General features: G+C 39.2%; 22 protein-coding genes. 10 read left to right on the forward strand and 12 right to left on the reverse strand.

The window, feature by feature from the left end; all coding sequences use genetic code 11:
• From KO513_RS03980 to rpsA, 5 genes are all read right to left on the reverse strand, one after another.
• The gene (locus KO513_RS03980; RefSeq protein ID WP_215912386.1) at positions 1–474 is read right to left on the reverse strand and encodes a DUF3291 domain-containing protein; all 474 of its coding nucleotides are present in this window, start codon (positions 472–474) and stop codon (positions 1–3) included.
• The gene (locus KO513_RS03985; RefSeq protein ID WP_215440882.1) at positions 471–803 is read right to left on the reverse strand and encodes a ribonuclease Z; all 333 of its coding nucleotides are present in this window, start codon (positions 801–803) and stop codon (positions 471–473) included. The genes KO513_RS03980 and KO513_RS03985 overlap by 4 nt, the downstream gene beginning before the upstream one ends.
• Before the next feature lie 7 nt (positions 804–810).
• On the reverse strand, positions 811–1,737 hold the full coding sequence (locus tag KO513_RS03990; protein WP_215440883.1) for an aspartate carbamoyltransferase catalytic subunit: 927 nt from the start codon (positions 1,735–1,737) through the stop codon (positions 811–813).
• A gap of 2 nt (positions 1,738–1,739) precedes the next feature.
• Positions 1,740–2,279, reverse strand: coding sequence for a bifunctional pyr operon transcriptional regulator/uracil phosphoribosyltransferase PyrR (pyrR, locus tag KO513_RS03995; protein WP_215440884.1), 540 nt, complete (start codon positions 2,277–2,279; stop codon positions 1,740–1,742).
• 195 nt (positions 2,280–2,474) lie between these two features.
• Positions 2,475–4,307 carry a 30S ribosomal protein S1 gene (gene rpsA, locus KO513_RS04000; RefSeq protein ID WP_215912387.1) on the reverse strand — a complete coding sequence of 611 codons (1,833 nt, stop codon included), beginning with the start codon at positions 4,305–4,307 and terminating at the stop codon, positions 2,475–2,477.
• A gap of 266 nt (positions 4,308–4,573) precedes the next feature.
• Between rpsA and KO513_RS04005 the strand changes: the two genes are divergently transcribed.
• Complete coding sequence (locus tag KO513_RS04005; RefSeq protein ID WP_215912388.1) at positions 4,574–4,954, forward strand: LysM peptidoglycan-binding domain-containing protein; 381 nt, start codon at positions 4,574–4,576, stop codon at positions 4,952–4,954.
• 53 nt (positions 4,955–5,007) lie between these two features.
• Here KO513_RS04005 and cmk read toward each other — a convergent pair whose 3' ends face one another.
• Complete coding sequence (gene cmk, locus KO513_RS04010; protein WP_215912389.1) at positions 5,008–5,700, reverse strand: (d)CMP kinase; 693 nt, start codon at positions 5,698–5,700, stop codon at positions 5,008–5,010.
• Positions 5,700–8,150 carry an endopeptidase La gene (gene lon, locus KO513_RS04015; RefSeq protein WP_215912484.1) on the reverse strand — a complete coding sequence of 817 codons (2,451 nt, stop codon included), beginning with the start codon at positions 8,148–8,150 and terminating at the stop codon, positions 5,700–5,702. Before lon ends, cmk begins: the two co-directional genes overlap by 1 nt.
• Before the next feature lie 233 nt (positions 8,151–8,383).
• Here lon and KO513_RS04020 point away from each other — a divergent pair, with 233 nt between their 5' ends.
• The 4 genes from KO513_RS04020 to KO513_RS04035 are packed head-to-tail and all read left to right on the forward strand — an operon-like array spanning position 8,384 to position 11,327.
• Positions 8,384–8,938: an RNA polymerase sigma factor gene (locus KO513_RS04020; RefSeq protein WP_215912390.1), complete on the forward strand. Its 555-nt coding sequence runs from the start codon at positions 8,384–8,386 to the stop codon at positions 8,936–8,938.
• Position 8,939: 1 nt separating this feature from the next.
• A complete protein-coding gene (locus KO513_RS04025; protein ID WP_215440890.1) occupies positions 8,940–9,500 on the forward strand; it encodes a hypothetical protein in 561 nt (186 codons plus the stop codon).
• Positions 9,481–10,572, forward strand: a complete 1,092-nt coding sequence (locus tag KO513_RS04030; protein WP_215912391.1) for a hypothetical protein — start codon at positions 9,481–9,483, stop codon at positions 10,570–10,572. The genes KO513_RS04025 and KO513_RS04030 overlap by 20 nt, the downstream gene beginning before the upstream one ends.
• A gap of 32 nt (positions 10,573–10,604) precedes the next feature.
• Positions 10,605–11,327, forward strand: coding sequence for a head GIN domain-containing protein (locus KO513_RS04035; protein WP_215440892.1), 723 nt, complete (start codon positions 10,605–10,607; stop codon positions 11,325–11,327).
• Between the two features lie 32 nt (positions 11,328–11,359).
• On the opposite strand, the gene KO513_RS04040 is transcribed toward KO513_RS04035, so the two are convergent.
• The 4 genes from KO513_RS04040 to glgB form a co-directional block, all read right to left on the reverse strand.
• Complete coding sequence (locus KO513_RS04040; protein ID WP_215912392.1) at positions 11,360–12,697, reverse strand: MFS transporter; 1,338 nt, start codon at positions 12,695–12,697, stop codon at positions 11,360–11,362.
• A gap of 60 nt (positions 12,698–12,757) precedes the next feature.
• Positions 12,758–13,567, reverse strand: a complete 810-nt coding sequence (locus KO513_RS04045) for a M48 family metallopeptidase (protein WP_215440894.1) — start codon at positions 13,565–13,567, stop codon at positions 12,758–12,760.
• A 36-nt stretch (positions 13,568–13,603) separates the two neighbouring features.
• Positions 13,604–16,003: a glycoside hydrolase family 31 protein gene (locus KO513_RS04050; RefSeq protein WP_215912393.1), complete on the reverse strand. Its 2,400-nt coding sequence runs from the start codon at positions 16,001–16,003 to the stop codon at positions 13,604–13,606.
• Positions 16,004–16,102: 99 nt separating this feature from the next.
• Positions 16,103–18,001: a 1,4-alpha-glucan branching protein GlgB gene (glgB, locus tag KO513_RS04055; RefSeq protein WP_215912394.1), complete on the reverse strand. Its 1,899-nt coding sequence runs from the start codon at positions 17,999–18,001 to the stop codon at positions 16,103–16,105.
• Positions 18,002–18,190: 189 nt separating this feature from the next.
• Between glgB and KO513_RS04060 the strand changes: the two genes are divergently transcribed.
• The 5 genes from KO513_RS04060 (at position 18,191) to KO513_RS04080 (ending at position 21,962) form a co-directional block, all read left to right on the forward strand.
• Positions 18,191–18,757 (forward strand): collagen-like protein, encoded by a 567-nt coding sequence (locus KO513_RS04060; RefSeq protein WP_215912395.1) that lies wholly within the window; start codon positions 18,191–18,193, stop codon positions 18,755–18,757.
• Positions 18,758–18,923: 166 nt separating this feature from the next.
• Positions 18,924–19,421, forward strand: coding sequence for a peptide-methionine (R)-S-oxide reductase MsrB (gene msrB, locus KO513_RS04065; RefSeq protein WP_215912396.1), 498 nt, complete (start codon positions 18,924–18,926; stop codon positions 19,419–19,421).
• Between the two features lie 50 nt (positions 19,422–19,471).
• Positions 19,472–19,999 (forward strand): DUF1572 family protein, encoded by a 528-nt coding sequence (locus KO513_RS04070; protein ID WP_215912397.1) that lies wholly within the window; start codon positions 19,472–19,474, stop codon positions 19,997–19,999.
• Between the two features lie 165 nt (positions 20,000–20,164).
• Entirely contained in the window at positions 20,165–21,556 is a 1,392-nt protein-coding gene (gene lpdA / locus KO513_RS04075) for a dihydrolipoyl dehydrogenase (protein WP_155600434.1), read from the forward strand.
• Positions 21,557–21,671: 115 nt separating this feature from the next.
• A complete protein-coding gene (locus tag KO513_RS04080) occupies positions 21,672–21,962 on the forward strand; it encodes a DUF3817 domain-containing protein (protein ID WP_215912398.1) in 291 nt (96 codons plus the stop codon).
• Between the two features lie 18 nt (positions 21,963–21,980).
• Here the strand turns inward: KO513_RS04080 and KO513_RS04085 are convergent, their stop codons facing one another.
• Positions 21,981–22,499 carry an outer membrane beta-barrel protein gene (locus KO513_RS04085; RefSeq protein WP_215912399.1) on the reverse strand — a complete coding sequence of 173 codons (519 nt, stop codon included), beginning with the start codon at positions 22,497–22,499 and terminating at the stop codon, positions 21,981–21,983.
• Positions 22,500–22,643: the final 144 nt, after the last annotated feature.

Consider the following 22,643-nt stretch of genomic DNA (forward strand, 5'->3'; position numbering starts at 1 on the left):
CTAGTTCTTAGGCGAATAGCTTAAGGCTTCCTCAACCGTAAATTGCCCTTTAAAACTGAACGCATAAGGAGATTCACCATACTCATTAAGGTACCTAAGACGTTCTTTAGCCTCATCCGGAGTGGGTTCATGACCTTCCTTTGTGTACCACAGACACATGTGCATATCTGACATTTGGTGAAACCATTCCTTTTTTCTTCTCATGACACCCGCATGTTGCGAGGCATAGGTAAAATTGAACAAAGCTTCTTTGGATTCCCAAACGGACATATTGATAATAAGAAAATCATCTTCAAAAACGCGCAGGGCGGTAGCATTGTTGTCCTCACCTTTAAGTCTCCAGACAAAACCCGTACTCTTGTCTGCAATGGCATTTATACGATCTAGGTCATTTACAAAATCGGCCATTACAGGGCTATCTATTGGAGCCCGCATCTTAGCTATGTTTACTTGAGACAGGTGATAGTTACTCATAGGTCTAAATCTCGTTCAATTTCTTCCATTTCTATGATATCGTGGGCTTCTTGAATGGTTGGCACTACCATTATGGTATCCGGCACCTCATCATAAGAAACCTTATCTGTTACCAAAACAAAAGATTTCTTGGCTTTTTTATGCAAATCCGAAATTTGCAAAAACTCAAGAACATCATCTGCCTTCAACTTTGAAAAGGAAAAAAGGTTTACGACAATATTGTCATTCTTTATCTTTGGGTAAGCGTCATTTAGGTTTTTTAAGAAAATAGAAAGCGTGGTATTTTCTTGAAAAACGATAGTTGTAGAACCGTCCGAATCGAAAATCATACTTTTATTATTTTATTTTTGAAGCTAATAAATAAATCACTGCCATACGAATGGCAACTCCATTTTCTACTTGATTTAATATAATGGACTGTTTTGAGTCCGCCACATCACTGGTAATTTCCACACCTCTGTTTATTGGACCTGGGTGCATAATTACTATCTCTTTATCTAAACTGTCCAGCAATTTTTTGTTGACACCAAATTGCTGCGTATACTCCCTAGTGGTAGGGAAATAACTAATATCCAGTCTTTCGTTCTGGATTCGCAACATATTTGCCACATCGCACCAGTTTAAAGCCTTTCTTAAATCCGTTTCTACTTCTACCCCTAATGATTCCACATATTTTGGCAGTAAGGTCTTAGGCCCACATACTTTTACGTTCGCACCTTGAAGCTTTAAAGCAAATATGTTGGACAACGCTACGCGGGAATGTAAAATATCCCCAACAATCACAACATTCTTACCTGCAACATCACCCAATTTTTCACGAATGGAATAAGAATCTAAAAGTGCTTGGGTAGGATGTTCATGAGCACCATCTCCAGCATTGACAATAGATGCTTTAACATGTTTGGACAAAAATATTCCCGCCCCAGGATTGGGATGGCGCATAACCACCATATCTACTTTCATAGATAGGATGTTGTTGACCGTATCTATTAGGGTCTCCCCTTTTTTAACCGATGATTGGCCCGCCGAAAAGTTAATGACATCCGCAGACAATCTTTTTTCTGCAAGCTCAAAAGATAGCTTAGTTCGGGTACTGTTCTCAAAAAAGATATTCGCAATAGTAATATCCCGTAAGGAAGGCACCTTCTTTATCGAACGATTAATAACTTCCTTAAAATGATCGGCGGTTTCGAAAATGAGCTGAATGTCATTCTCATTTAAATATTTGATTCCCAGTAAGTGTTTTACACTCAGTTCCGCCATTGTTATTTATTTATCAAATATATCACGTCTTCACCATCGTTCTCTTTCCAAAGAACCTTAACTTTTTCATCGTTTATAGCATCTACCTGCCTGCCCCTATAGTTTGGCTGTATAGGCAAATGTCTACTAAAACGCCTGTCTATAAGGGTTAGCAACTCTATTTCTGAAGGTCTCCCAAAAGATTGGATTGCCGTTAATGCAGATCTAATACTACGCCCGGTATACAGTACATCGTCTATAAGTACCACTTTTTTATCCTCCACCAAAAAATCTATTTTGGTCTTGGTTGCTTCCAAGGTTTTATCCCCCCTTCTAAAGTCGTCCCTATAAAAAGTGATATCCAAAAAGCCTAGCTTAATTTCCTTTACGCCGTATTCTTCCTGCAAAATTTTGGTTAACCTATCTGCCACAAAAATACCCCTAGGCTGAATGCCTATAAGTACGGTATCTTTAAAATCTAGATGGTTTTCGAGAAGTTGACATGCCAAACGATGGAGTATGATGTTTATTTCCTTTTCAGAAAGAAGTACTTTTTGCCCCATACTGCTCTATTGCTTTAGCTCAACAAAAATAGGGAATTCTAGTTAGAAAAAAAGTGATTTTTAAATGTATACCGTTTTCTTCCAAAGTAATAAAATCTAGAAGCTTCTTAAGTCCTTTAAAAATAGTTTTATAGACCAAAAAAAATCCCCATAACCAAAAGGCTATGGGGATTTCTATATAGATTAGTGTAAGATTTAGCTCTTACCTTCCATCTTATCTTTCAACGCTTGCAATGCTTCGTTAGCATCACCTAAAGTAGGCTTAGCTTCCTCTGCAGATGCAGCAGCTTTCTTCTGTGCCGCCTTAACGTTACGCTGCTCTTCTTCTCTGAAAATAGCAGTGTGACTTGCAACAACACGTTTGAAATCTTTGTTGAACTCAATGATCTTAAATTCGGCTTCGTCTCCTTTACCTAATTTCTTACCATCTTCCTTCTCTAAATGACGTTGCGGAATGAAAGCAGTGATATCTTCATTAAAGTCTATTGTAGCACCTTTATCAACGATATCGGTAATAGTTGCTTTATGAACAGTATCAACAGCAAATTCAGCTTCGTACTTATCCCAAGGGTTCTCAGTAGTCTGTTTGTGACCTAAGCTAAGCTTACGACCTTCAACATCCAACTCTAACACTTCAACCTCCATTTTGTCTCCAACAGAAACAAACTCAGATGGGTGCTTGATTTTCTTAGTCCAAGATAGATCAGAGATATAAATCAAACCGTCAATACCTTCTTCCATCTCTACAAAAACACCAAAGTTGGTAAAGTTTCTAACGATACCAGAATGTCTTGAACCAACAGGGTATTTAGTAGTAATATCAGTCCATGGGTCTGGAGTCAATTGCTTGATACCAAGAGACATTTTACGATCTTCACGATCCAATGTCAATACCACAGCTTCTACCTCATCACCAACTTTCACGAAATCCTGAGCTGAACGCAAGTGCGTAGACCAAGACATTTCAGAAACGTGGATCAAACCTTCGACACCTTCAACAACCTCAATAAATGCACCGTAATCTGCGATTACAACTACTTTACCTTTTACTTTGTCTCCTATTTTGATTTCATCGCTCAAGGCATCCCAAGGATGTTTCTCCAATTGCTTCATACCCAACTGGATTCTAGATTTGTTCTCATCAAAATCAAGGATAACAACATTGATTTTCTGATCCAATTCTACAACCTCGTTCGGGTGGTTGATACGGCTCCAAGACAGATCGGTAATATGTACCAAACCATCAACACCTCCGAGATCAACGAACACACCGTAAGAAGTAATGTTTTTCACAACACCTTCTAACACCTGTCCTTTTTCTAACTGGCTGATGATTTCTTTCTTCTGCTCTTCGATATCTGCTTCGATCAACGCTTTATGAGATACTACAACGTTCTTGAATTCATGGTTAATTTTAACCACTTTGAATTCCATTGTCTTACCAACGTACTGATCGTAATCACGAATAGGCTTCACATCAATTTGAGAACCTGGCAAGAACGCCTCGATGCCAAACACATCTACGATCATACCACCTTTAGTTCTACATTTAACGAAACCACTAACAATTTCTTCTTTATCGTGGGCCGCATTTACACGATCCCAAGCCATAATGGTTCTAGCCTTTCTGTGAGAAAGTACCAATTGGCCACTTTTATCTTCACGGATGTCTATAAGAACTTCAACCTTATCACCCACTTTTAAGTTAGGGTTGTAACGGAATTCGTTCAAAGAAATAACACCTTCAGATTTGGCATTGATGTCTATGATCGCCTCACGGTCGGTCAAATAAACTACCTTACCTTCAACTACCTCTTCATCGGCAGTATCTACGAAGTTCTCAGCTACCAACTTTTCAAATTCCTCTAATTTAGAGTCATCTACTCTTTCAATACCTTCTTCGTATTTCTCCCAATCAAAGTTTTCCAAAAATTCTTTTGGATCTTGCTTAGGAGCTTGTTCTTTTACTTCTTGTTTTGCCTCGGTAGAAGTTTCCTCTACCTGAGCTGTTGCTTTTTCTTCAGCCATTTGCTGATCTTAAATTTGTATTCTACGATGGCACAAGAGTTAAACAATGATCGCAGAAGTTGTTATATGTCAATTTTTTATCTTTCCTTTTCGCTCTTGATGAATTTGTAAAAAAGGAGTGCAAAAATACATCTTTTTTATTAGTTTACCAACCTTATTACCACAGCATTGTTACTGCAACCTTTTTTTACTCCATTTTATACGTAAAACAGTGGTTTTATCGTTATCTTGGGGTCAAGAATATTAACCATTAAAAAGTATTACGTATGAGCGTTAAAGCAAAATATCAAGAAGTTTTAAATCTTGGTGAAGAATTAGGTATAAAAAATGGAGATGTTTCCGAAGAAAACGGTGTGCTAAAAATTAAAGGCGAAGCCAACACCCAATATGAAAAGAATTTGCTTTGGGACAAGATAAAGCAATTGGGCGGCGAAAACCCTTCTGATCTTAAGGCCAATATTTCGGTAGGTGATTCTTCTGTGTATCACAGACATACGGTAAAGAGCGGTGAGTCTTTGAGCAAAATTGCAAAACAATATTACGGGGACCCAATGAAATACAAGCAGATTTTTGCTGCCAACACAGGTGTATTGACTAACCCGGATGTTATTCACCCTGATCAAGTTCTTGTTATCCCTAATATCTAAAAAGAACCGAAAACAAATAAAAAACGTGCCAGATTAATTTCTGGCACGTTTTTTTATACTTTCTCAATACAGCGATCGGCTATACTGAGTAGCCGTTCAAATTGTTCCTTGAGTCCCATATCACTATTATCGAACTCTATGGCATTATCCGCTTTACGCAATGGAGAAAATTCGCGGTGGGAATCTATAAAATCTCGCTTCTGCACATTTTCCAACACATCTTCATACGAGACTTCCTCCCCCCTATCCAACAACTCTTTATATCTGCGCGTTGCTCTTGCTTGTGGAGATGCAGTCATAAAAATCTTAAGCTCGGCATCGGGGAAAACTACGGTACCAATATCCCTGCCGTCCATAACAATGCCCTTTTCCTTGCCCATAGCCTTTTGCATTTCTACCAACATGTAACGTACTTCCTCAAGTTCAGCAATTCTACTCACATGTTTAGAAACCTGCATGGTGCGTATTTCTTTCTCCACGTTCTCATTGTTGAGATACATTTCGGCAAAACCAAGATCAGGATTGGGAACGAACTTTAACCTGATTTTTGGTAACAATTTCACCAAATCTTCAAGTCGTTCTTCCTTGCCACCAATAAATCCGTTACGCATAGCAAACAACGTTATGGCACGATACATTGCGCCCGTATCTACATATACATAACCTAATTCTTTGGCCAATTGCTTGGCCAAAGTACTTTTTCCGGTAGAAGAAAATCCGTCTATGGCAATTGTAATCTTAGACATTAGAGTTTTTTAGCGTTCTTAACTTTTTGGGCCGTAATAGCAATATCTACCACTTCGTGCATATCTGTAACGTAGTGGAATTTTAAGCCCTTAAGATACTCTTTTTTTATCTCTAAAATATCTCTTTCATTGTCTTTACAAAGAATTAACTCTTTGATTCTTGCTCTTTTAGCCGCTAAGATTTTTTCCTTTATACCACCAACAGGCAACACTTTTCCTCTTAGCGTTATTTCTCCTGTCATGGCCAAACTTTTCTTCACTTTCTTTTGCGTAAACAAAGAAACCAATGAGGTTAACATGGTTATACCAGCACTAGGACCATCTTTAGGGGTAGCGCCTTCCGGAACGTGAATGTGAACATTATACTTATCAAACACTTCTGAATTTATCCCAAACCTATCCGCATTGGACTTAATGTACTCCATAGCAATAGTGGCGGACTCTTTCATTACCTTTCCTAGATTTCCGGTAATATTTAAAGCTCCTTTACCCTTGGACAAGATTGATTCTATAAAAAGAATATCTCCACCAACACTTGTCCATGCAAGACCGGTTACAACCCCTGCTACATCATTATTTTCATACTTATCGCGCTCCAAACGTGCAGGACCCAAAACCTTTTCTATAATTTCATTGGTCACCTTTACATCGTACTCTTCTTCAATTGCAATATTTTTGGCCGCATAACGTACCATTTTAGCAATCTGTTTTTCCAAAGAACGAACTCCGGACTCACGCGTATATCCTTCTACTATTTTTTCTAATTGCGGTTTTCCAACGGAAAGGTCTTTTGGTTTAAGACCATGCTCCTTTAGTTGCTTTGGAAGCAAATGACGTTTTGCAATTTCAACCTTCTCCTCAATAGTATACCCCGTAACGTTTATGATTTCCATACGGTCACGTAGCGCCGGCTGAATAGTTGACAAGTTATTTGCCGTTGCTATGAACATCACTTTAGAAAGGTCATAACCCATCTCTAAGAAATTATCGTAGAACTCACCATTTTGCTCTGGATCCAGAACCTCCAACATTGCGGACGATGGATCACCTTGATGACTACTGGATAGCTTATCTATCTCATCTAAAATAAAAACGGGATTGGACGTTCCTGCCTTTTTCAAGCTTTGAACAATCCTACCTGGCATTGCCCCAATGTAGGTTTTACGATGCCCACGTATTTCGGCCTCATCTCTTAAACCTCCCAAAGATATTCTTACATATTCCCTTCCTAGGGCTTCCGCTACGGATTTACCCAACGAGGTTTTACCAACGCCCGGAGGTCCGTATAGACATAAAATAGGAGACTTCATATCGTTTCTAAGCTTTAGAACCGCTAAATATTCAATGATTCTTCGCTTTACGTCCTCTAGTCCGTAATGATCCCTATCCAATATTCTCTGAGCCCTTTTCAAATCGAACTTATCCTTTGAAAACTCGTTCCATGGTAAATCTAGAAATAGGTCCAAATAGTTTCTTTGGATGGAATACTCGGCCACTTGTGGATTCATACGCTGCATTTTTGACAATTCCTTATCAAAATGCTCCTTTACCTTTGCGTCCCACTTTTTCTTTTTGGCTTTCTTGCGCATTTCAACAATTTCATCGTCATGCGAAACTCCGCCCAACTCCTCTTGAATGGTCTTCATTTGTTGGTGCAAGAAATACTCACGCTGCTGTTGGTCCATGTCATTGCGTACTTTGGACTGTATATCATTCTTCAACTCCAATTTCTGAAGCTCAAGGTTCATATGTTTTAATGTGGCAAGTGCACGCTCCTGAAGATTGTTAATTTCTAACAATTCCTGTTTCTCCTTTACGCCAAGGTTAAGATTGGACGAAACAAAGTTGATTAAAAATGAATTGCTCTGAATGTTCTTAATTGCAAAAGAGGCTTCACTTGGTATGTTCGGGTTGTCTCTAATAATCTTTAGAGCCAAGTCCTTAATAGACTCTATAATGGCCAAAAATTCCGGCTCGGTCTGGTTAGGCCTTTGCTCGTTGGTATCCCTCACGGTAGCAGTCATATAAGGCTCTTCGGTAAGTATTTCAGCTACTTCAAAACGCTTTTTACCTTGTAGGATTACCGTAGTATTTCCATCGGGCATCTTCAACACTCTTAATATACGGGCTACCGTTCCCAGAACGTTTATATCTTTTACCGTAGGGTTTTCAGTATCCTTGTCTTTTTGAGATACCACACCTATTACCTTGGACCCATTGTTGGCATCCTTGATCAAATTAATAGACGAATCCCTGCCGGCTGTAATAGGAATTACCACACCAGGAAACAAAACGGTATTGCGTAAAGGCAATATTGGTAGTGTTTCTGGCAAGGCTTCATTACTCATCTCTTCCTCGTCTTCTGCGGTCAAAAGGGGTATCAGCTCAGCATCTTCATCAATGGACTGTAGCGACATATTGTCAAAATTCGTGAATTTAGGATCTCCCATAGTATCAATTGCGGTCATTCTGTCATTTTAATGACAGAAACCCTTAGTTATCTGTTATCTTCATATTCCTCTAAGACACTGTAAACATTACTAAAATGTAGAATAGTGCCTTTTCTATCGGTGCAATATTGACAATTCTTATGCCATACCCAAAGAAATGCCGTTCATTTATTTTTCCCACCAAACTGTAACAATCCATATCTTAGGTCATCTTTAAGAAAACCTTTCACTTTTTGAGCCAAGAAAGAGAACATATTGACACTTTATTACAAATGTGTCTGGACGGAAAGCAAAGTGCCCAGCTCGAAGTTTACAATCGTTATTACAAGGCCATGTACAACACGGCCGTACGTATTGTAAAAAAGAGCGATGAAGCCGAAGATGTCATGCAAGAATCGTTTCTGAACGCGTTTACGAAACTGCATACGTTTAAAGGCGAGGTAACTTTTGGCTCTTGGTTAAAACGCATTGTAATAAACAATAGTATCTATCACTACCGAAAGCAACAGAAAAAAAACGAAGTTGCCATACAAGATGTATTGTACAAGGTTGAAGATAATGATATAGGTGTCGCAGACCCTCATGCGTTAACTGAAACGAAGGCTCAAAAAGTGATGGAAACCATGAAGTGTTTAAAGGACAACTACAGAATTTCTTTGACCTTACATCTTATTGAAGGTTACGATTATGAAGAAATCGGTGAAATTATGAATATGAGTTATGCCAATTGTAGAACCACTATTTCCAGGGCCAAGGAGAGCCTAAGAAATAAATTGATGGAAGCTTAAGATGAAAGAAGACAATATAGATAAACTATTCAAAAACCTAGAAGGTTCTTTTGACCTTGAGGCACCCGCCCATGGCCACGAGCAACGGTTTTTAGAAAAACTGGACACCCAACAAGGCACTAAGACCTTAACCGGAAAGAACAAATCTTGGTGGAAACCTTTGTCCATTGCAGCCTCTATTGCAATTCTATGTACAATTGTATTTAACGTGTATAAATCAAAGCCGTCTTTGGAACAGCAGGTTGCCCAGATATCACCGGAAGTATCACGTACTGAATTTTATTTTGCGAGCCTTATTGAACAACAGGTCAACACACTTAAAAGCGAAAGCACGCCCGAAACCAAAAAGATAATTGATGACACCATGATACAACTTAAGAAACTGGAAACCAATTACACCCAATTGGAGCAAGACTTGGTTAATGGAGGCAACAGTAAACTCATTTTAAGTGCAATGATCACAAACTTTCAAACGCGTATTGACCTATTACAGGACGTTCTCAATACAATTGAAACCATAAAAAATTTAAAAAATTACGATAATGCAAAAACTACAATATAAATCCATTGCCCTATTTTTTCTGATGGTTCCCATGTTACTCATGGCAAACACCAGAGAACCAAAAGGCAAACACAGCAAAGAAAAAACCATAAAAAAGGAGTTTTACGTCAATGCCGATGCTCTTTTAAAAGTTAACAACAGCTATGGCAATGTGAACATTATTTCTTGGAACGAAAACCGCATTCTTATTGAAGTTCATATTAAGACCAACAGCAATAACGAAGAAAAAGCTCAGGAAAAATTAGATGGGATTTCAGTAGATTTTGAAGCCTCAAAAAGCATAGTTTCCGCTAGAACCAACATTGATAACAATAATAGTAGATGGGGGTGGAACTGGGGAAAAAGCAATAATGTAAACATGCAAATCAACTATACTATAAAGTTGCCGGTAAAGAACAATGTTGATCTAGACAATGATTATGGCAGTATTAGTATTGACCGAGTAGACGGGCATGCAAAAATAAACTGCGATTATGGCAGGTTGGATATTGGGGAACTGCGTGGCAGGAACAATCAATTGAATTTTGATTACACTACAAAATCTACCATTTCCTTTATTAACAGCGGTAAAATTTCAGCTGATTACTCCGGTTTTCACATTGAAAAAGCAGGTGATTTGATTATTAGTGCAGACTACACCAACGGTTCCGTAGCCCAAATGAAAAACTTGCAATATAACAGCGACTATGGTAAAATTGAAATTGCCGAAGTCAACAACATACATGGAACAGGAGATTATATTAATGTTCAACTGGGTACGGTTCACGGCAATGTAGATATCGTAGCGGATTACGGCTCCCTAAAAATAGCGAACATGGCCCAAGATGCCGGAAATATGCAACTAAGAACAGACTATACCGGGGTTAAAATAGGCTATGATCCTAATTACCACTTCAACTTTGAGATTAAAACATCTTATTCAGGCGTTAGTGGTAAGGATGATTTTGAAATTAATATAAGCGAAGAAAAAAATACAAGTAGGTTTTACAAAGGCTATTACGGTTCTAACAATAGTGGTAATTCCGTTTCTATTTCTAGCGACTACGGGGGCGTATCATTCTATAAAAATTAAATCATCATCATAATCAATTAAAACAAACAGTCATGAAAAATTGGATCGTATTAAGTTTAGCATTAGCAGCCGTTTCTTGTTCCGCACAATGGGGAAAAGGCATTAAAGGCAATGGAAATGTAGTGAGTATAGAGCGTAGCGTTGGCGATTACGATGCCATTGCGGTTTCCGGCTCTTTTGACGTAGACCTTGTAGAAGGCAATGAAGGAGAACTAGTGATTAGCGGAGAACAGAATTTATTGGATTACATCGTTACCGAAGTACAGGGTGAAAAATTGGTCATAAGAGTCAAAAAAGGCATAAGCATAAGGCCTTCTTTACACAAAGGCAGCATAAAAGTAAAAGTACCTGTAGAACGTATTGATGCGCTAAGTCTATCCGGTTCCGGGGATATTGTTGGACACACTACTTTAAAAACCTCCAGATTCAAAACATCTATGTCCGGTTCGGGTGATATTACTTTAGATGTTACAACGGATGCCCTTGTGGCCTCCATGTCCGGTTCTGGAGATATGAACCTAAGTGGTAATACTCATGATTTTGAAGCTACAATTTCCGGTTCTGGAGACATTAGGGCCTACGATTTAAATGCCGATAATGTAGAAGCCACAATCTCCGGTTCTGCGGATATAAAAGTTACGGTAAACGAAAAATTAAAAGCAAGGGTTTCCGGTTCCGGAGATATTAGCTACCGCGGGAACCCCAAAAAAATAGATACAAAAACATCGGGTTCGGGCGATGTTTCTAAAGGATAATACATCAAAAAGCGATTACTACAGTCATCTAACTAAGCCTCTTTTATAGAGGCTTTTTTATTTACCCGCGTTAAAAGAAACATCCCTATTAAGAAAAATAGGCCTAAAAATATGATTGAATACCTAATGCTTCCAGTAATCTGGGCAATGTAACCATAGCTCAACATTCCTATCACAATTCCTATTTTTTCCGAAACATCGTAAAAACTAAAATAAGAAGTGGTGTCTACCGCATCTTCCGGTAATAGCTTGGAATATGTTGATCTAGATAAGGATTGTATACCCCCCATCACAAGGCCCACCGCCCCGGCGGTTATATAAAATTCCATAGGTGTGGTAATTGTATAGGCAAAAATGCAGATGAAAATCCAAATAAGGTTCAAAACAATTAAAACGTTGATGTTGCCAAAACGTGATGAACAACGCGACGTTACAAAAGCCCCTAAAACCGCAACAATCTGAATGAGCAAAATACTAACAATCAGCCCCGTAGTGGAATCCGTGGTACCCCAATCCAATTCTTCTATTCCAAAATAAGTAGCGATCAACATAATGGTCTGTACAGCCATACTGTACACGAAAAACGCACCCAAATATCGCTTTAACGGCACGTTGGTCTTTATCTTTGACCAAATAAGCTTCAATTCCTTAAAACCGTTAAACAGTATATCCTTTGTAAAAGTTTCCTTTTTATTCCCTTTGGGGAGATGATAATAAGTGTATTGACTAAAACCGATCCACCATAAGCCCGTTAGCACAAAAGAGAGCCGGGTAGGTGTTGATTCGTCTTCAAACCCAAACGAATCAAACTTTAAAATCATTGCCAAACAAATAATCAAAAGAACTACACTACCAATGTATCCCAAAGAATATCCTTTTGCGCTTATAGCATCTTGCTGTTCGGGAAAAGCGATATCCGGCAAATACGAATTGTAGAAAACCAAGCTAGACCAAAATCCTATTAAAGCAGTAAAATAGCACAACAGGCCAAACCAGAGGTAATCCATGCTAAACCAATAGAGCCCTATGCACGAGAGAGCCCCCAGATAGCAAAAGAACTTCATAAATATTTTCTTGTTGCCTACGTAATCCGCAATTCCACTTAAAAACGGACTTAAAAACGAGACCACCAAAAAAGCCGCTGCCGTTACGTAACTAATTAAAGTATCATTATTAAAATCTACTCCCAAGAAGCGTACTGTGTCATCTAGAACATTACCTTCCTTGTCCTTGACCAAGGTTAAGGCTCCGTAAAAAATAGGAAATACCGCTGAAGAGATGACCAAATTATAAACTGAATTGGCCCAATCATAGAATGCCCAAGCATTCAGTAGTTTTTTACTTCCTTTTGGAAGGTTGGTTTTTGGCATAATGGTATAAAAAAACCGTTCTTTTTGAGAACGGTTTTAAATATACAATAATTGTAAGATTTACTGAAAACTAGTAACCCCAAACTTTTTGGCCTCAGCTTTTGCCGCTGGAGCCCATTCCGTAAGATTATTGATCCTAGTATCATTGGAAGGGTGCGTACTCATAAACTCCGGCGGAGCTTGACCTCCACTATTGGCCTTCATACGTTTCCACAATTCGGCCGCTTCCGTAGGGTCATAACCTGCAATAGCCATAATCTGAAGACCTATACGATCCGCTTCTGTCTCATGGCTTCTACTGAACGGCAACATTACCCCTACTTGAGAACCAACACCATAGGCTTGGTTGAACATTTCCCTTTTCTGTGGATCTTGAATAGCCACATTTCCGGCTACCGCCCCTAATTGTTGTAACGTTCCGGCGCTCATACGTTGTGCGCCATGATCGGCCAGTGCGTGCGCTACTTCATGCCCCATTACAACGGCTACACCTCTTTCACCGGCACAAATGGGCAAAATACCTGTATAGAAAACAATTTTCCCTCCTGGCATACACCAAGCGTTCACTGTTTTATCATCTACCAGATTGTACTCCCATTTATAATCTTTAAGATATCCGGAATACCCATTGGCGGTCAACCATCTCTCTGCTGCGGAAGATATACGTTGCCCCACTTTTGTTATCATTTTGGCATCCGCCGAATTTTCAACCACTTTGTTTTCCGTCAAAAATTGGTCATACTGAGCAAATGCAGTTGGAAAAAGCTGACTGTTCGGATAAAAATTCAACACTTTTTTCCCTGTAAACGGATTTGTTTTACAGGAAGCTACCCCTAAGAAAAGGGCGAGAACTAAAATTACTTTTTTCATAACGGTTATGTTTAGACCTGTAAAATACGAAAAAACTTAAATGGCAGTTATGCGCAATTGCGTAAAATCTTTGCTTACATGAACCGTATTATCCCCATTTGGCATAATAGTTTTTAAATCCACATCTTCGTTATCTATCTGTACTTTACCAATTTTAAAGGGAAGACCGTGCAAATTGATTTTAAACGTCTCGTAACTGGTAATAAAAGCCCCGTCTTTAAATTGTTGTATTTTAAGTTCCCCTTCTTTACCCAGAAGTTTAAAATTTCTTAGACTATATTTTCCGTTTTCGTAGGCATAACCATCTTCGGCATCTTCATAGACCGCAGAGTTTTCCTCTCCTTCGGTAAAATATACATCCAATATAAGTTCTTTAATTTCCAACTCTCCTACATATTGCTGTACCGGATATTTTGGAATAATGGCACCTGCCTTTATGAAAAGTGGAATCTTATCAATATCTGCTACAACCCATTTTTCTTTCCCTCCTTCAACAATTTCATCGTTCCAATAATTGTACCAATTCCCTTTAGGAATATACATTCTGCGCCCTTTAGCATTTGGCTCTTGAATTGGACATACCAAAATCTGTTCTCCAAAAATAAACTCATCCGTTCTAAAATGCGTTTGCGTATCTTCTTGGTCATAACAAACTATAGGTAGCAACATTGGAGTTCCTTCTTTTGAATACCTCCAAAACATTGTGTACAGGTATGGTAGCAATTCATAACGTAATTCTATGAACTTTCTAACAATATCCGTAATCTCCGTTCCAAAGGACCAAGGCTCCTGATCGCCATGATCTCCACTGGAATGCACTCTGCAGAAAGGGTGAAAAATCCCTAATTGAATCCATCTGGCAAAAAGCTCCCCGTTTGGTTGTTCCGCAAAACCGCCAATATCCGAACCTACAAAAGAATAACCGCTCATACACATACGTTGCATTTGCACATTGGCTATCCATAGATGTTCCCAAGTGGCTACATTATCTCCCGTCCAAGTTGAAGCAAAACGTTGCGTACCGGAGTAAGCCGCTCGCGTAATAACCAAGGGTCTCTTAGGGTACACATATCTTTTAACACCTTCATAGGTTGCCCGTACCATTTGCATACCGTAAATGTTATGCGCTTTTCTATGGCTACTAGGGTGGCCGTCATAATCATGACGTGTATCCAATGGTGCCGTTTTAGAAGGTACTTCCATTACCGCAGGTTCGTTCATATCGTTCCAAACGGCATGCACCCCTATCTCGGCCATAAATTCCTTATAAAGTTCCGCCCACCATTCCCGCACTTCAGGATTGGTGAAATCAGGAAAATTACATTCCCCGGGCCATACTTTACCCTTCATTCGTGGACCATCTGCCCGCTTACAGAAATAATCGTTTTCTACAGCTTCTTGATATATCCAATAATCTTTGTCCACTTTAATTCCCGGATCAATCATGACTACGGTCTTAAAACCGTCTTCATATAGTTCATCGATCATACGTTTGGGTTCGGGAAATCTCTTTTTATCCCATGTAAAACACCTAAAACCGTCCATATAATCAATATCCAAATAAATGGCATCACATGGAATTTTAAGGTCCCTGAACTGTTTGGCTATATCCTTTACATTACTTTCCGGAAAATAGCTCCATTTGGACTGATGATAGCCCAAAGCCCATAAAGGCGGTAGTTCTGGCGCTCCCGTAAGGTTGGTATACGCTCTTACCACTTTATGCATTTCCGGTCCGTAGAAAAAGTAATAGTTCATTTCACCACCATCTCCCCAAAAACTTGTGGTTGAACGGCGTTCGTGAGCAAAATCAAAATGGGTTCTAAAACTATTATCAAAGAAAATACCGTATGCTTGGCCGCTGTGCAGGCCTATATAAAATGGAATCGCTTTATATAATGGGTCTTGATCTTTACCATATGCGTATTGATCGGTTACCCAATTATTGACCCTTTTTCCCTTAAGGTTACTATGAGTAGCTTTATCACCCATACCGTAGAAGCTCTCCGTATTCTGAGTTATTTTACTCATCTTCACAGTATTACCGCCGTGTTCGTAGTTTTCTTCCCAGTGAAAGCCTAATTCATCTTCACTGATGATATTACCGTTTAAATCGGATATTTGGGTACGTAATGTTTTTTTGTCTACAAGGACCTGAAGTTTTGAGGTCTCTATAATGTATTCCGTTTTTGTTTCCAAGCAATCTAGGTGACTATACCCTCGGCTCGCGTTAGGATCAACGGCATATGAAAAATCTGGCTGAAACGCATGCTCCGTAGCATAACGGAACCGTATGGTCCTATCCTGAATTACCGTGACTTCTAAGATTACACCGTTTTCGGTAGTAAAATAGAACTTATCCTTATCCCTTACATAATCTACAATATGATTTGGGTAAAGGTTTCCTTTATATTCTAGTTCTGTATTGGTTATCATTAGTTTGATATTTAAAGACTAACAAAAAAAAGACTTTAAACCTTAAAAACGAAATGATTTCACAACATTTACCAACTATTGTCATTATAGTAGAGCAACTTACTGAAAAATAACAATACCTAAAGGTGGAATAGTCAATTCTACGGATTGTTCGCGACCATGCCAAGGTTTTTTCTTTATCCCCGAAATTTTAGGGTCAATTCCCGCTCCTCCGTACTTTTTATCATCACTGTTTAGAATGATTTTTAGCTTACCTGAGGTCTTAGGTATACCCACTCTATATTTTTCCCTAGGAACAGGTGTAAAGTTGCATGCAATAAAGATATCATCTTCCGTATCATGGCCTCTTCTAATATACGTAAGTACCGAGTTTTCATGGTCTCCATAATCTATCCACTGAAAGCCATCCGGACTAAATTGCTTCTGATAGAGGGCCGGAAAATTTTTATAAACAGCGTTCAAATCCTTTATAAGTTCTTGTATTCCACTATGAACTTCATACTGCGTAAGGTCCCAATCCAAACTTTTTTGAAAGTTCCATTCAGAAGTCTGTCCAAATTCACCACCCATAAAAATAAGGTTGGTTCCGGGATGGGTAAACATATAACCGAACATCAAACGCAAGTTTGCAAAACGCTGCCACTCATCGCCAGGCATGCGGTACACCAATGATTGCTTACCGTATACTACCTCATCATGTGAAAATGGCAACATAAAATTCTCCGTAAAGGCATAGGTTGCACTAAACGTAAGATCATTCTGATGGTGCTTTCTATAGATAGGTTCTTTCTTAAAGTACTCTAGTGTATCGTGCATCCATCCCATCATCCATTTCATTCCAAAGCCCAAACCTCCGTACATAACAGGTTTAGAGACTCCAGAAAATGCCGTAGATTCTTCCGCAATGGTCTGCACATCAGGGAAACTACCATAAACGGCCTCATTAAACTCCCTAATGAAGGATAAGGCCTCAAGGTTTTCATTATTTCCGTACATATTAGCCTCCCACTCGCCTTCTTCCCTAGAATAATCCAAGTAAAGCATAGAAGCTACCGCGTCTACACGCAAGGCATCTGCATGAAACTGATCTAGCCAGAAAATGGCATTACTGATCAAAAAGGCACGTACCTCGTTTCTTCCGTAGTTAAAAATCAAACTCTTCCAATCTGGGTGATACCCTCTTCTACGGTCTGGATGCTCATAAAGGTGAGAACCATCAAAAAAGCCAAGGCCATGTGCGTCTTCAGGAAAATGCGAAGGCACCCAATCCAAAATAACTCCAACCTCTGCTTGGTGTAGCGCATCTACCAATAGTTTAAAACCTTCAGGATCTCCAAATCTTGATGTGGGCGCAAAGTATCCGGTTAGCTGATATCCCCAAGAAGGATCGTAAGGATACTCCATAATAGGCATGAACTCTACATGGGTAAAGCCCATCTCCTTTACATAAGCCACCAAATCTTTGGCCAGTTGCTCATAGGTTAAAAAGTTTCCGTCTTTATCACGTTTCCAAGAACCCAAATGTACTTCGTAGACAGAAAACGGAGCATCCAATGCATTTTTTTCCTTACGGGTTTCCATCCATTTCGTATCTCCCCATGTGTAATCCGCTTTCCAAACAATAGAAGCAGTTTTTGGGGGATGCTCACAATATCTTGCAAAAGGATCGGCCTTTTCAGTTACCGCTCCATGGTTATTTGAGTAAATTTTATACTTGTAAATTTCACCTTCGCCAACCTCGGGAATAAAACCTTCCCATATACCACTACCGTCCCATCTTACATTTAACATATGCTGGCTATCATCCCAACTATTAAAATTACCGATTACGGATACCGCACGTGCAGATGGAGCCCAGACCGCAAAATAAGTGCCTTTAACACCATTCAATTCCATTGGATGGGAACCTAGTTTTTCATATAATCTAAAATGTTTACCTGATTTAAAAAGATCAATATCAAATTCGGAGAAAAGACTAAAAACAGTTACTTGTGGCATAGTGTTCGATTAGTTAAGTAATGCTGACAAATCTAAGCAACTTTACAAAAAAGGTTACATATTTGTTAATTAACTTTATGTCAGCATTTCAATGTTACAAATAAAAGATACGAATAATTCAAAAATGGAACGCTTTTTGAAAAAAGATTCTTAAATATCTTTAAAATTTTCAACTATAAAATGAATACTATGAAAAAATCCCTTCTTTTGCTCGGCACATTCTTTACACTTTTTTTTACTGCCTGTGAAGGTCCAACCGGCCCTCCAGGATTTGACGGACGTGATGGTGAAAACGGATTTGATGGCAGAGAAGCTCAAGTTTTTGAAGTAGATGATGTAGACTTCTCTTATATATCAGAAGATAATTTGTATGAAAGCATTTTAGTCTTTGAAGATTTTACAAGTTTTGAGGTATTGCCCAACGATGCCGTATTAGTATACCAGTATGACAGAACAGTAGAATTTCAAGACGGTAGCCAAGATGATGTTTGGAATCTTATACCCCAAGCTTTCTTTACAAACGAAGGAACCATTCAATATACTCCGGGGCATACTACAAAAGATGTAGAAATCCTTATCTCTGGCAACTATGACCTATCAAATTTAGAAACCCAATTTACACAAGGCCAGCTTTTCAGATTCGTTATAGTGCCTGGTCAAGCTGCAACTGCCAAAATAGACAAAAGCAGCATTTCTGCGGTAATGAGCAGCATGGGTCTTACGGAAGCCGATGTTTTAAAAGCATCGTTCAAGTAACATTCGCCGAAAAAACTAAAATAGACACCCTGCCCTGATTAGAGCAGGGTGTTCAGTTTTTAGGGGAAACCAAAACCATTCCAGAAAATTATCGTAAATACAGTTAAATTTGAAAGGAAGAAGCTTCACTTTCGTCTAATTGAAAACGTAAAAAAATTAAAACGCTATGTACAAAAATATACTTATTGCCATTGGTTTTGCCCTTGTAGGGTGCCAAGGGAATTCTCAAAAGAAAGAAACCGCTCAAAAAACATCAGACAAAAAAGAAACAAACTTTAGCGTAGTAAAAACGGATGCGGAGTGGCAAAAAGAACTTACGGATGCCGAATATTATGTACTGCGCATGGCCGCTACCGAAAACCCTTTTTCATCGGATTTATTGGAAAACAAACAAGAAGGCACTTATGTCTGCGCTGCCTGCGGCACGGAGTTGTTCAAAAGCAATACCAAATTTGATTCCGGTAGCGGATGGCCTAGTTTCTACGAAGAAATAAAAGGAAATGTGGGTTATGATGTGGATTATAAAATTGGTTATAAAAGAACCGAGGAACACTGTGCTACCTGCGGTGGTCATTTAGGGCACGTTTTTGAAGATGGCCCCAAGCCCACTGGCTTAAGGCACTGTATAAATGGAGTTGCGCTAAATTTTGTGCCTGCGGAATAGTGCCCTTACTCCTGTAATTCAATAATTTTATAGTATTAATTACAGCATGTATGAACTATCCTGAGAAATTTATTGAAAGTGCCCTTTTTGAATTTAATAGATACAAAACGATGGGCGACAGAACTTTTGAACAACTCAGCGAAGAAGATATTCACTGGAAGTTGAACGAAAATGACAATTCTGTTGCCCTGATAGTTAAACATATGTCCGGCAATATGTTAAGCCGTTGGACCAACTTCCTGACCGAGGATGGAGAAAAACCTTGGCGCAACCGCGAGGACGAATTTGAGAACCCCTCCACAACAAAAACAGAAATGCTAGCCGCTTGGGAAAGTGGTTGGCAATGTCTCTTCAACGCTTTAAAATCGGTATCTACAGAAAATTTTGATACGGTAATTAAGATACGAAACGAGAACCACAGCATAGTCCAAGCCGTACACAGACAACTTGCACATTACAGTGGCCATGTGGGCCAAATTGTTCTTTTGGGTAAAATGATCAAGGGTACGGCATGGGTATCACTTTCCATTCCAAAAGGCCACTCGGACCAATATAACAAGAACATGTTTGAGAAGTGAGTTGTTATGTACGCCACAAAATCTTGATTCAAAGCAGTACCAAACTTCCTCTTTTTAGAACTAGACTTTAATTTTGGTATTAATCTTTCCGTTAGGTTTTGTACTTTTGCACCTGCTTAGCTATAGCTGGCTTCTTAAATTTACAACAGCAAAAAAATAAAAAATATGAGCAATTTCGATGTTATTGTTTTGGGTAGCGGACCCGGAGGATATGTTACCGCCATTAGAGCCTCTCAATTGGGCTTTAAAACGGCCATTATCGAGAAAGAAAATCTAGGCGGTGTATGCTTAAACTGGGGTTGTATCCCTACCAAGGCACTTTTGAAATCAGCTCAGGTTTTTAATTACCTAAAGCATGCCGAAGACTATGGTCTATCCGCAGAAAATGTGGATAAGGATTTTGATGCTGTGGTCAAAAGAAGCCGTGGCGTTGCAGACGGTATGAGTAAAGGTGTCCAGTTTTTGATGAAGAAAAATAAAATTGAGGTCATCAAAGGATACGGAACTTTAAAAGCAGGCAAAAAGGTATCCGTAAAGGATGACGAAGGCAAAGAAACAGAATACGGTGCAGACCATATTATTATCGCTACCGGAGCCCGTAGCCGCGAACTGCCTAGCTTACCACAAGATGGTAAAAAAATTATAGGCTACCGTGAGGCTATGACCTTAAAAGAGCAACCTAAAAAAATGGTTGTTGTTGGTAGTGGTGCCATTGGTATTGAATTTGCTTATTTCTATAACGCTATGGGCACTGAAGTAACCGTAGTGGAATACCTACCCAATATAGTACCGGTAGAAGATGAGGATATTTCAAAACAACTGGAGCGCAGCTTAAAGAAAGCCGGTATAAAAATCAAGACTTCTGCAGAGGTTACTTCTGTTGACACTTCCGGTGAAGGCATAAAAGCTACCGTAAAGACTGCTAAAGGAGAAGAAATTCTAGAAGCGGACATTGTTCTTTCTGCTGTTGGTATCAAAACCAACATTGAGAACATTGGTCTTGAAAACGTGGGGATTTCTACCGATAGGGATAAAATATTAGTAAACAATTACTACCAGACCAACATACCGGGGTACTACGCTATTGGTGATGTAACTCCAGGTCAGGCGCTAGCACACGTTGCTTCTGCCGAAGGTATTCTATGTGTTGAAAAAATAGCGGATATGCATGTTGAGCCGTTGGACTATGGCAACATTCCAGGATGTACCTATTGTACACCGGAGATTGCATCTGTAGGTCTTACTGAAAAGCAAGCCAAGGAAAAAGGATTGGACATCAAAGTTGGTAAATTTCCTTTCTCTGCCAGCGGTAAAGCAAAAGCAGCCGGTACTCCAGATGGTTTTGTTAAGGTTATTTTTGATGCCAAATATGGCGAGTGGTTAGGATGTCATATGATCGGTGCCGGTGTTACCGATATGATTGCCGAAGCTGTTGTTGCCAGAAAATTAGAGACTACAGGTCACGAAATTTTAAAAGCCGTTCACCCTCACCCAACTATGAGCGAAGCTGTTATGGAAGCCGTAGCAGCCGCTTACGATGAGGTGATACACTTATAATAAATTGCAATTAGATTAGATTAAATTAGAAATGGGCCCGATAAGAATGTTCTCAAATACATCTCACGGGCCCATTATTTTTTATTAGAACGAACACAATAAAAACCCATTCCGTATGCTCAATTTTTTTCGGATTACAGCAATTTTAGAAGGTATCTCCTATTTGGCCCTATTTGCCGTAACTATGCCGTTAAAATATTTAGCCGGTCTACCCATGCCCAACAAATATGTGGGTTACGCGCACGGCGTACTCTTTATCACCTATATTATTTTGGCCGTAGTTCTGTGGATGGAAAAGAAATGGAGCATCAAAAAAGGAATTATACTACTGGTTGCATCCCTCCTACCCTTTGCCACTTTTTATGTGGAAAAAAAGTACTTGAGCGATAACACCGCACAAGCCTAACACCCTCTTAAGTTAAGCTTATCTAAAGTGTCTAGCGGATAAAAAGGTATAGACAAAGCCCATAGTTATGGTATTCCATGTGCTATCGTTTATTGTGATGCCCGTGTACGAAAAGTTCAGCTCAGATTTTGGCCCTACTTGAAATCCAATTTGTGGGCGATAGTAAAATCCACCATCATTTCCTTCGTTCAGTCCAAAAGCGTTTCCAATATCACCACCTATAGAAAAGGTTTTTGAAGGCCAAAGCCTCACTGAGGCTGCAAGTGGTAAAAATTGAACACTAGGGTAATCTACAGTAACATTTTGACCGGTAAAGGTTTCGGCAAAACCGTGAACTATACCCGCTTTCACCCCTAAATCAAAGGCCTTGTTAGGAGCCCACATATAGCCTACATCGGCACCTATGACCACACTAACAAAATCATTATAATCTCCTATAGGCATACCCGCATGGGCGCCAATTTTAAAGCCCTCTTGGGCAAATAACGAAATACACGAAAAGGTCAAGGTCAGGAATAAACAGAAAGATTTGATCATGGCAATTTTAAATTTGGTTTGTGCTGGTTGTTTGGTAAAACTAAAGGCTAAACGAAGTTCATTGCCTTTTTGTTGTAGTTACAAATCAAAAATTGTTGTGAGACGGTTGACGTTAAACCTTTTAAATAGGTGCCAATACTGCTA

The sequence above is a fragment of the Zobellia sp. B3R18 genome (genome assembly GCF_018860715.1).
Lineage (GTDB): Bacteria > Bacteroidota > Bacteroidia > Flavobacteriales > Flavobacteriaceae > Zobellia > Zobellia russellii.

Coding starts and splice junctions, on each gene's coding strand:
- KO513_RS03990 (WP_215440883.1), bottom strand. CDS start 1,737: ATGGCGGAACTGAGTGTAAAACACTTACTGGGAATCAAATATTTAAAT.
- msrB (WP_215912396.1), top strand. CDS start 18,924: ATGTACAAAAATATACTTATTGCCATTGGTTTTGCCCTTGTAGGGTGC.
- cmk (WP_215912389.1), bottom strand. CDS start 5,700: ATGTCTAAGATTACAATTGCCATAGACGGATTTTCTTCTACCGGAAAA.
- lon (WP_215912484.1), bottom strand. CDS start 8,150: ATGGGAGATCCTAAATTCACGAATTTTGACAATATGTCGCTACAGTCC.
- rpsA (WP_215912387.1), bottom strand. CDS start 4,307: ATGGCTGAAGAAAAAGCAACAGCTCAGGTAGAGGAAACTTCTACCGAG.
- lpdA (WP_155600434.1), top strand. CDS start 20,165: ATGAGCAATTTCGATGTTATTGTTTTGGGTAGCGGACCCGGAGGATAT.
- KO513_RS04045 (WP_215440894.1), bottom strand. CDS start 13,567: ATGAAAAAAGTAATTTTAGTTCTCGCCCTTTTCTTAGGGGTAGCTTCC.
- KO513_RS04040 (WP_215912392.1), bottom strand. CDS start 12,697: ATGCCAAAAACCAACCTTCCAAAAGGAAGTAAAAAACTACTGAATGCT.
- KO513_RS04050 (WP_215912393.1), bottom strand. CDS start 16,003: ATGATAACCAATACAGAACTAGAATATAAAGGAAACCTTTACCCAAAT.
- KO513_RS03985 (WP_215440882.1), bottom strand. CDS start 803: ATGATTTTCGATTCGGACGGTTCTACAACTATCGTTTTTCAAGAAAAT.
- KO513_RS04005 (WP_215912388.1), top strand. CDS start 4,574: ATGAGCGTTAAAGCAAAATATCAAGAAGTTTTAAATCTTGGTGAAGAA.
- KO513_RS03980 (WP_215912386.1), bottom strand. CDS start 474: ATGAGTAACTATCACCTGTCTCAAGTAAACATAGCTAAGATGCGGGCT.
- KO513_RS04070 (WP_215912397.1), top strand. CDS start 19,472: ATGAACTATCCTGAGAAATTTATTGAAAGTGCCCTTTTTGAATTTAAT.
- KO513_RS04060 (WP_215912395.1), top strand. CDS start 18,191: ATGAAAAAATCCCTTCTTTTGCTCGGCACATTCTTTACACTTTTTTTT.
- KO513_RS04035 (WP_215440892.1), top strand. CDS start 10,605: ATGAAAAATTGGATCGTATTAAGTTTAGCATTAGCAGCCGTTTCTTGT.
- pyrR (WP_215440884.1), bottom strand. CDS start 2,279: ATGGGGCAAAAAGTACTTCTTTCTGAAAAGGAAATAAACATCATACTC.
- KO513_RS04085 (WP_215912399.1), bottom strand. CDS start 22,499: ATGATCAAATCTTTCTGTTTATTCCTGACCTTGACCTTTTCGTGTATT.
- KO513_RS04025 (WP_215440890.1), top strand. CDS start 8,940: ATGAAAGAAGACAATATAGATAAACTATTCAAAAACCTAGAAGGTTCT.
- KO513_RS04030 (WP_215912391.1), top strand. CDS start 9,481: ATGCAAAAACTACAATATAAATCCATTGCCCTATTTTTTCTGATGGTT.
- glgB (WP_215912394.1), bottom strand. CDS start 18,001: ATGCCACAAGTAACTGTTTTTAGTCTTTTCTCCGAATTTGATATTGAT.
- KO513_RS04080 (WP_215912398.1), top strand. CDS start 21,672: ATGCTCAATTTTTTTCGGATTACAGCAATTTTAGAAGGTATCTCCTAT.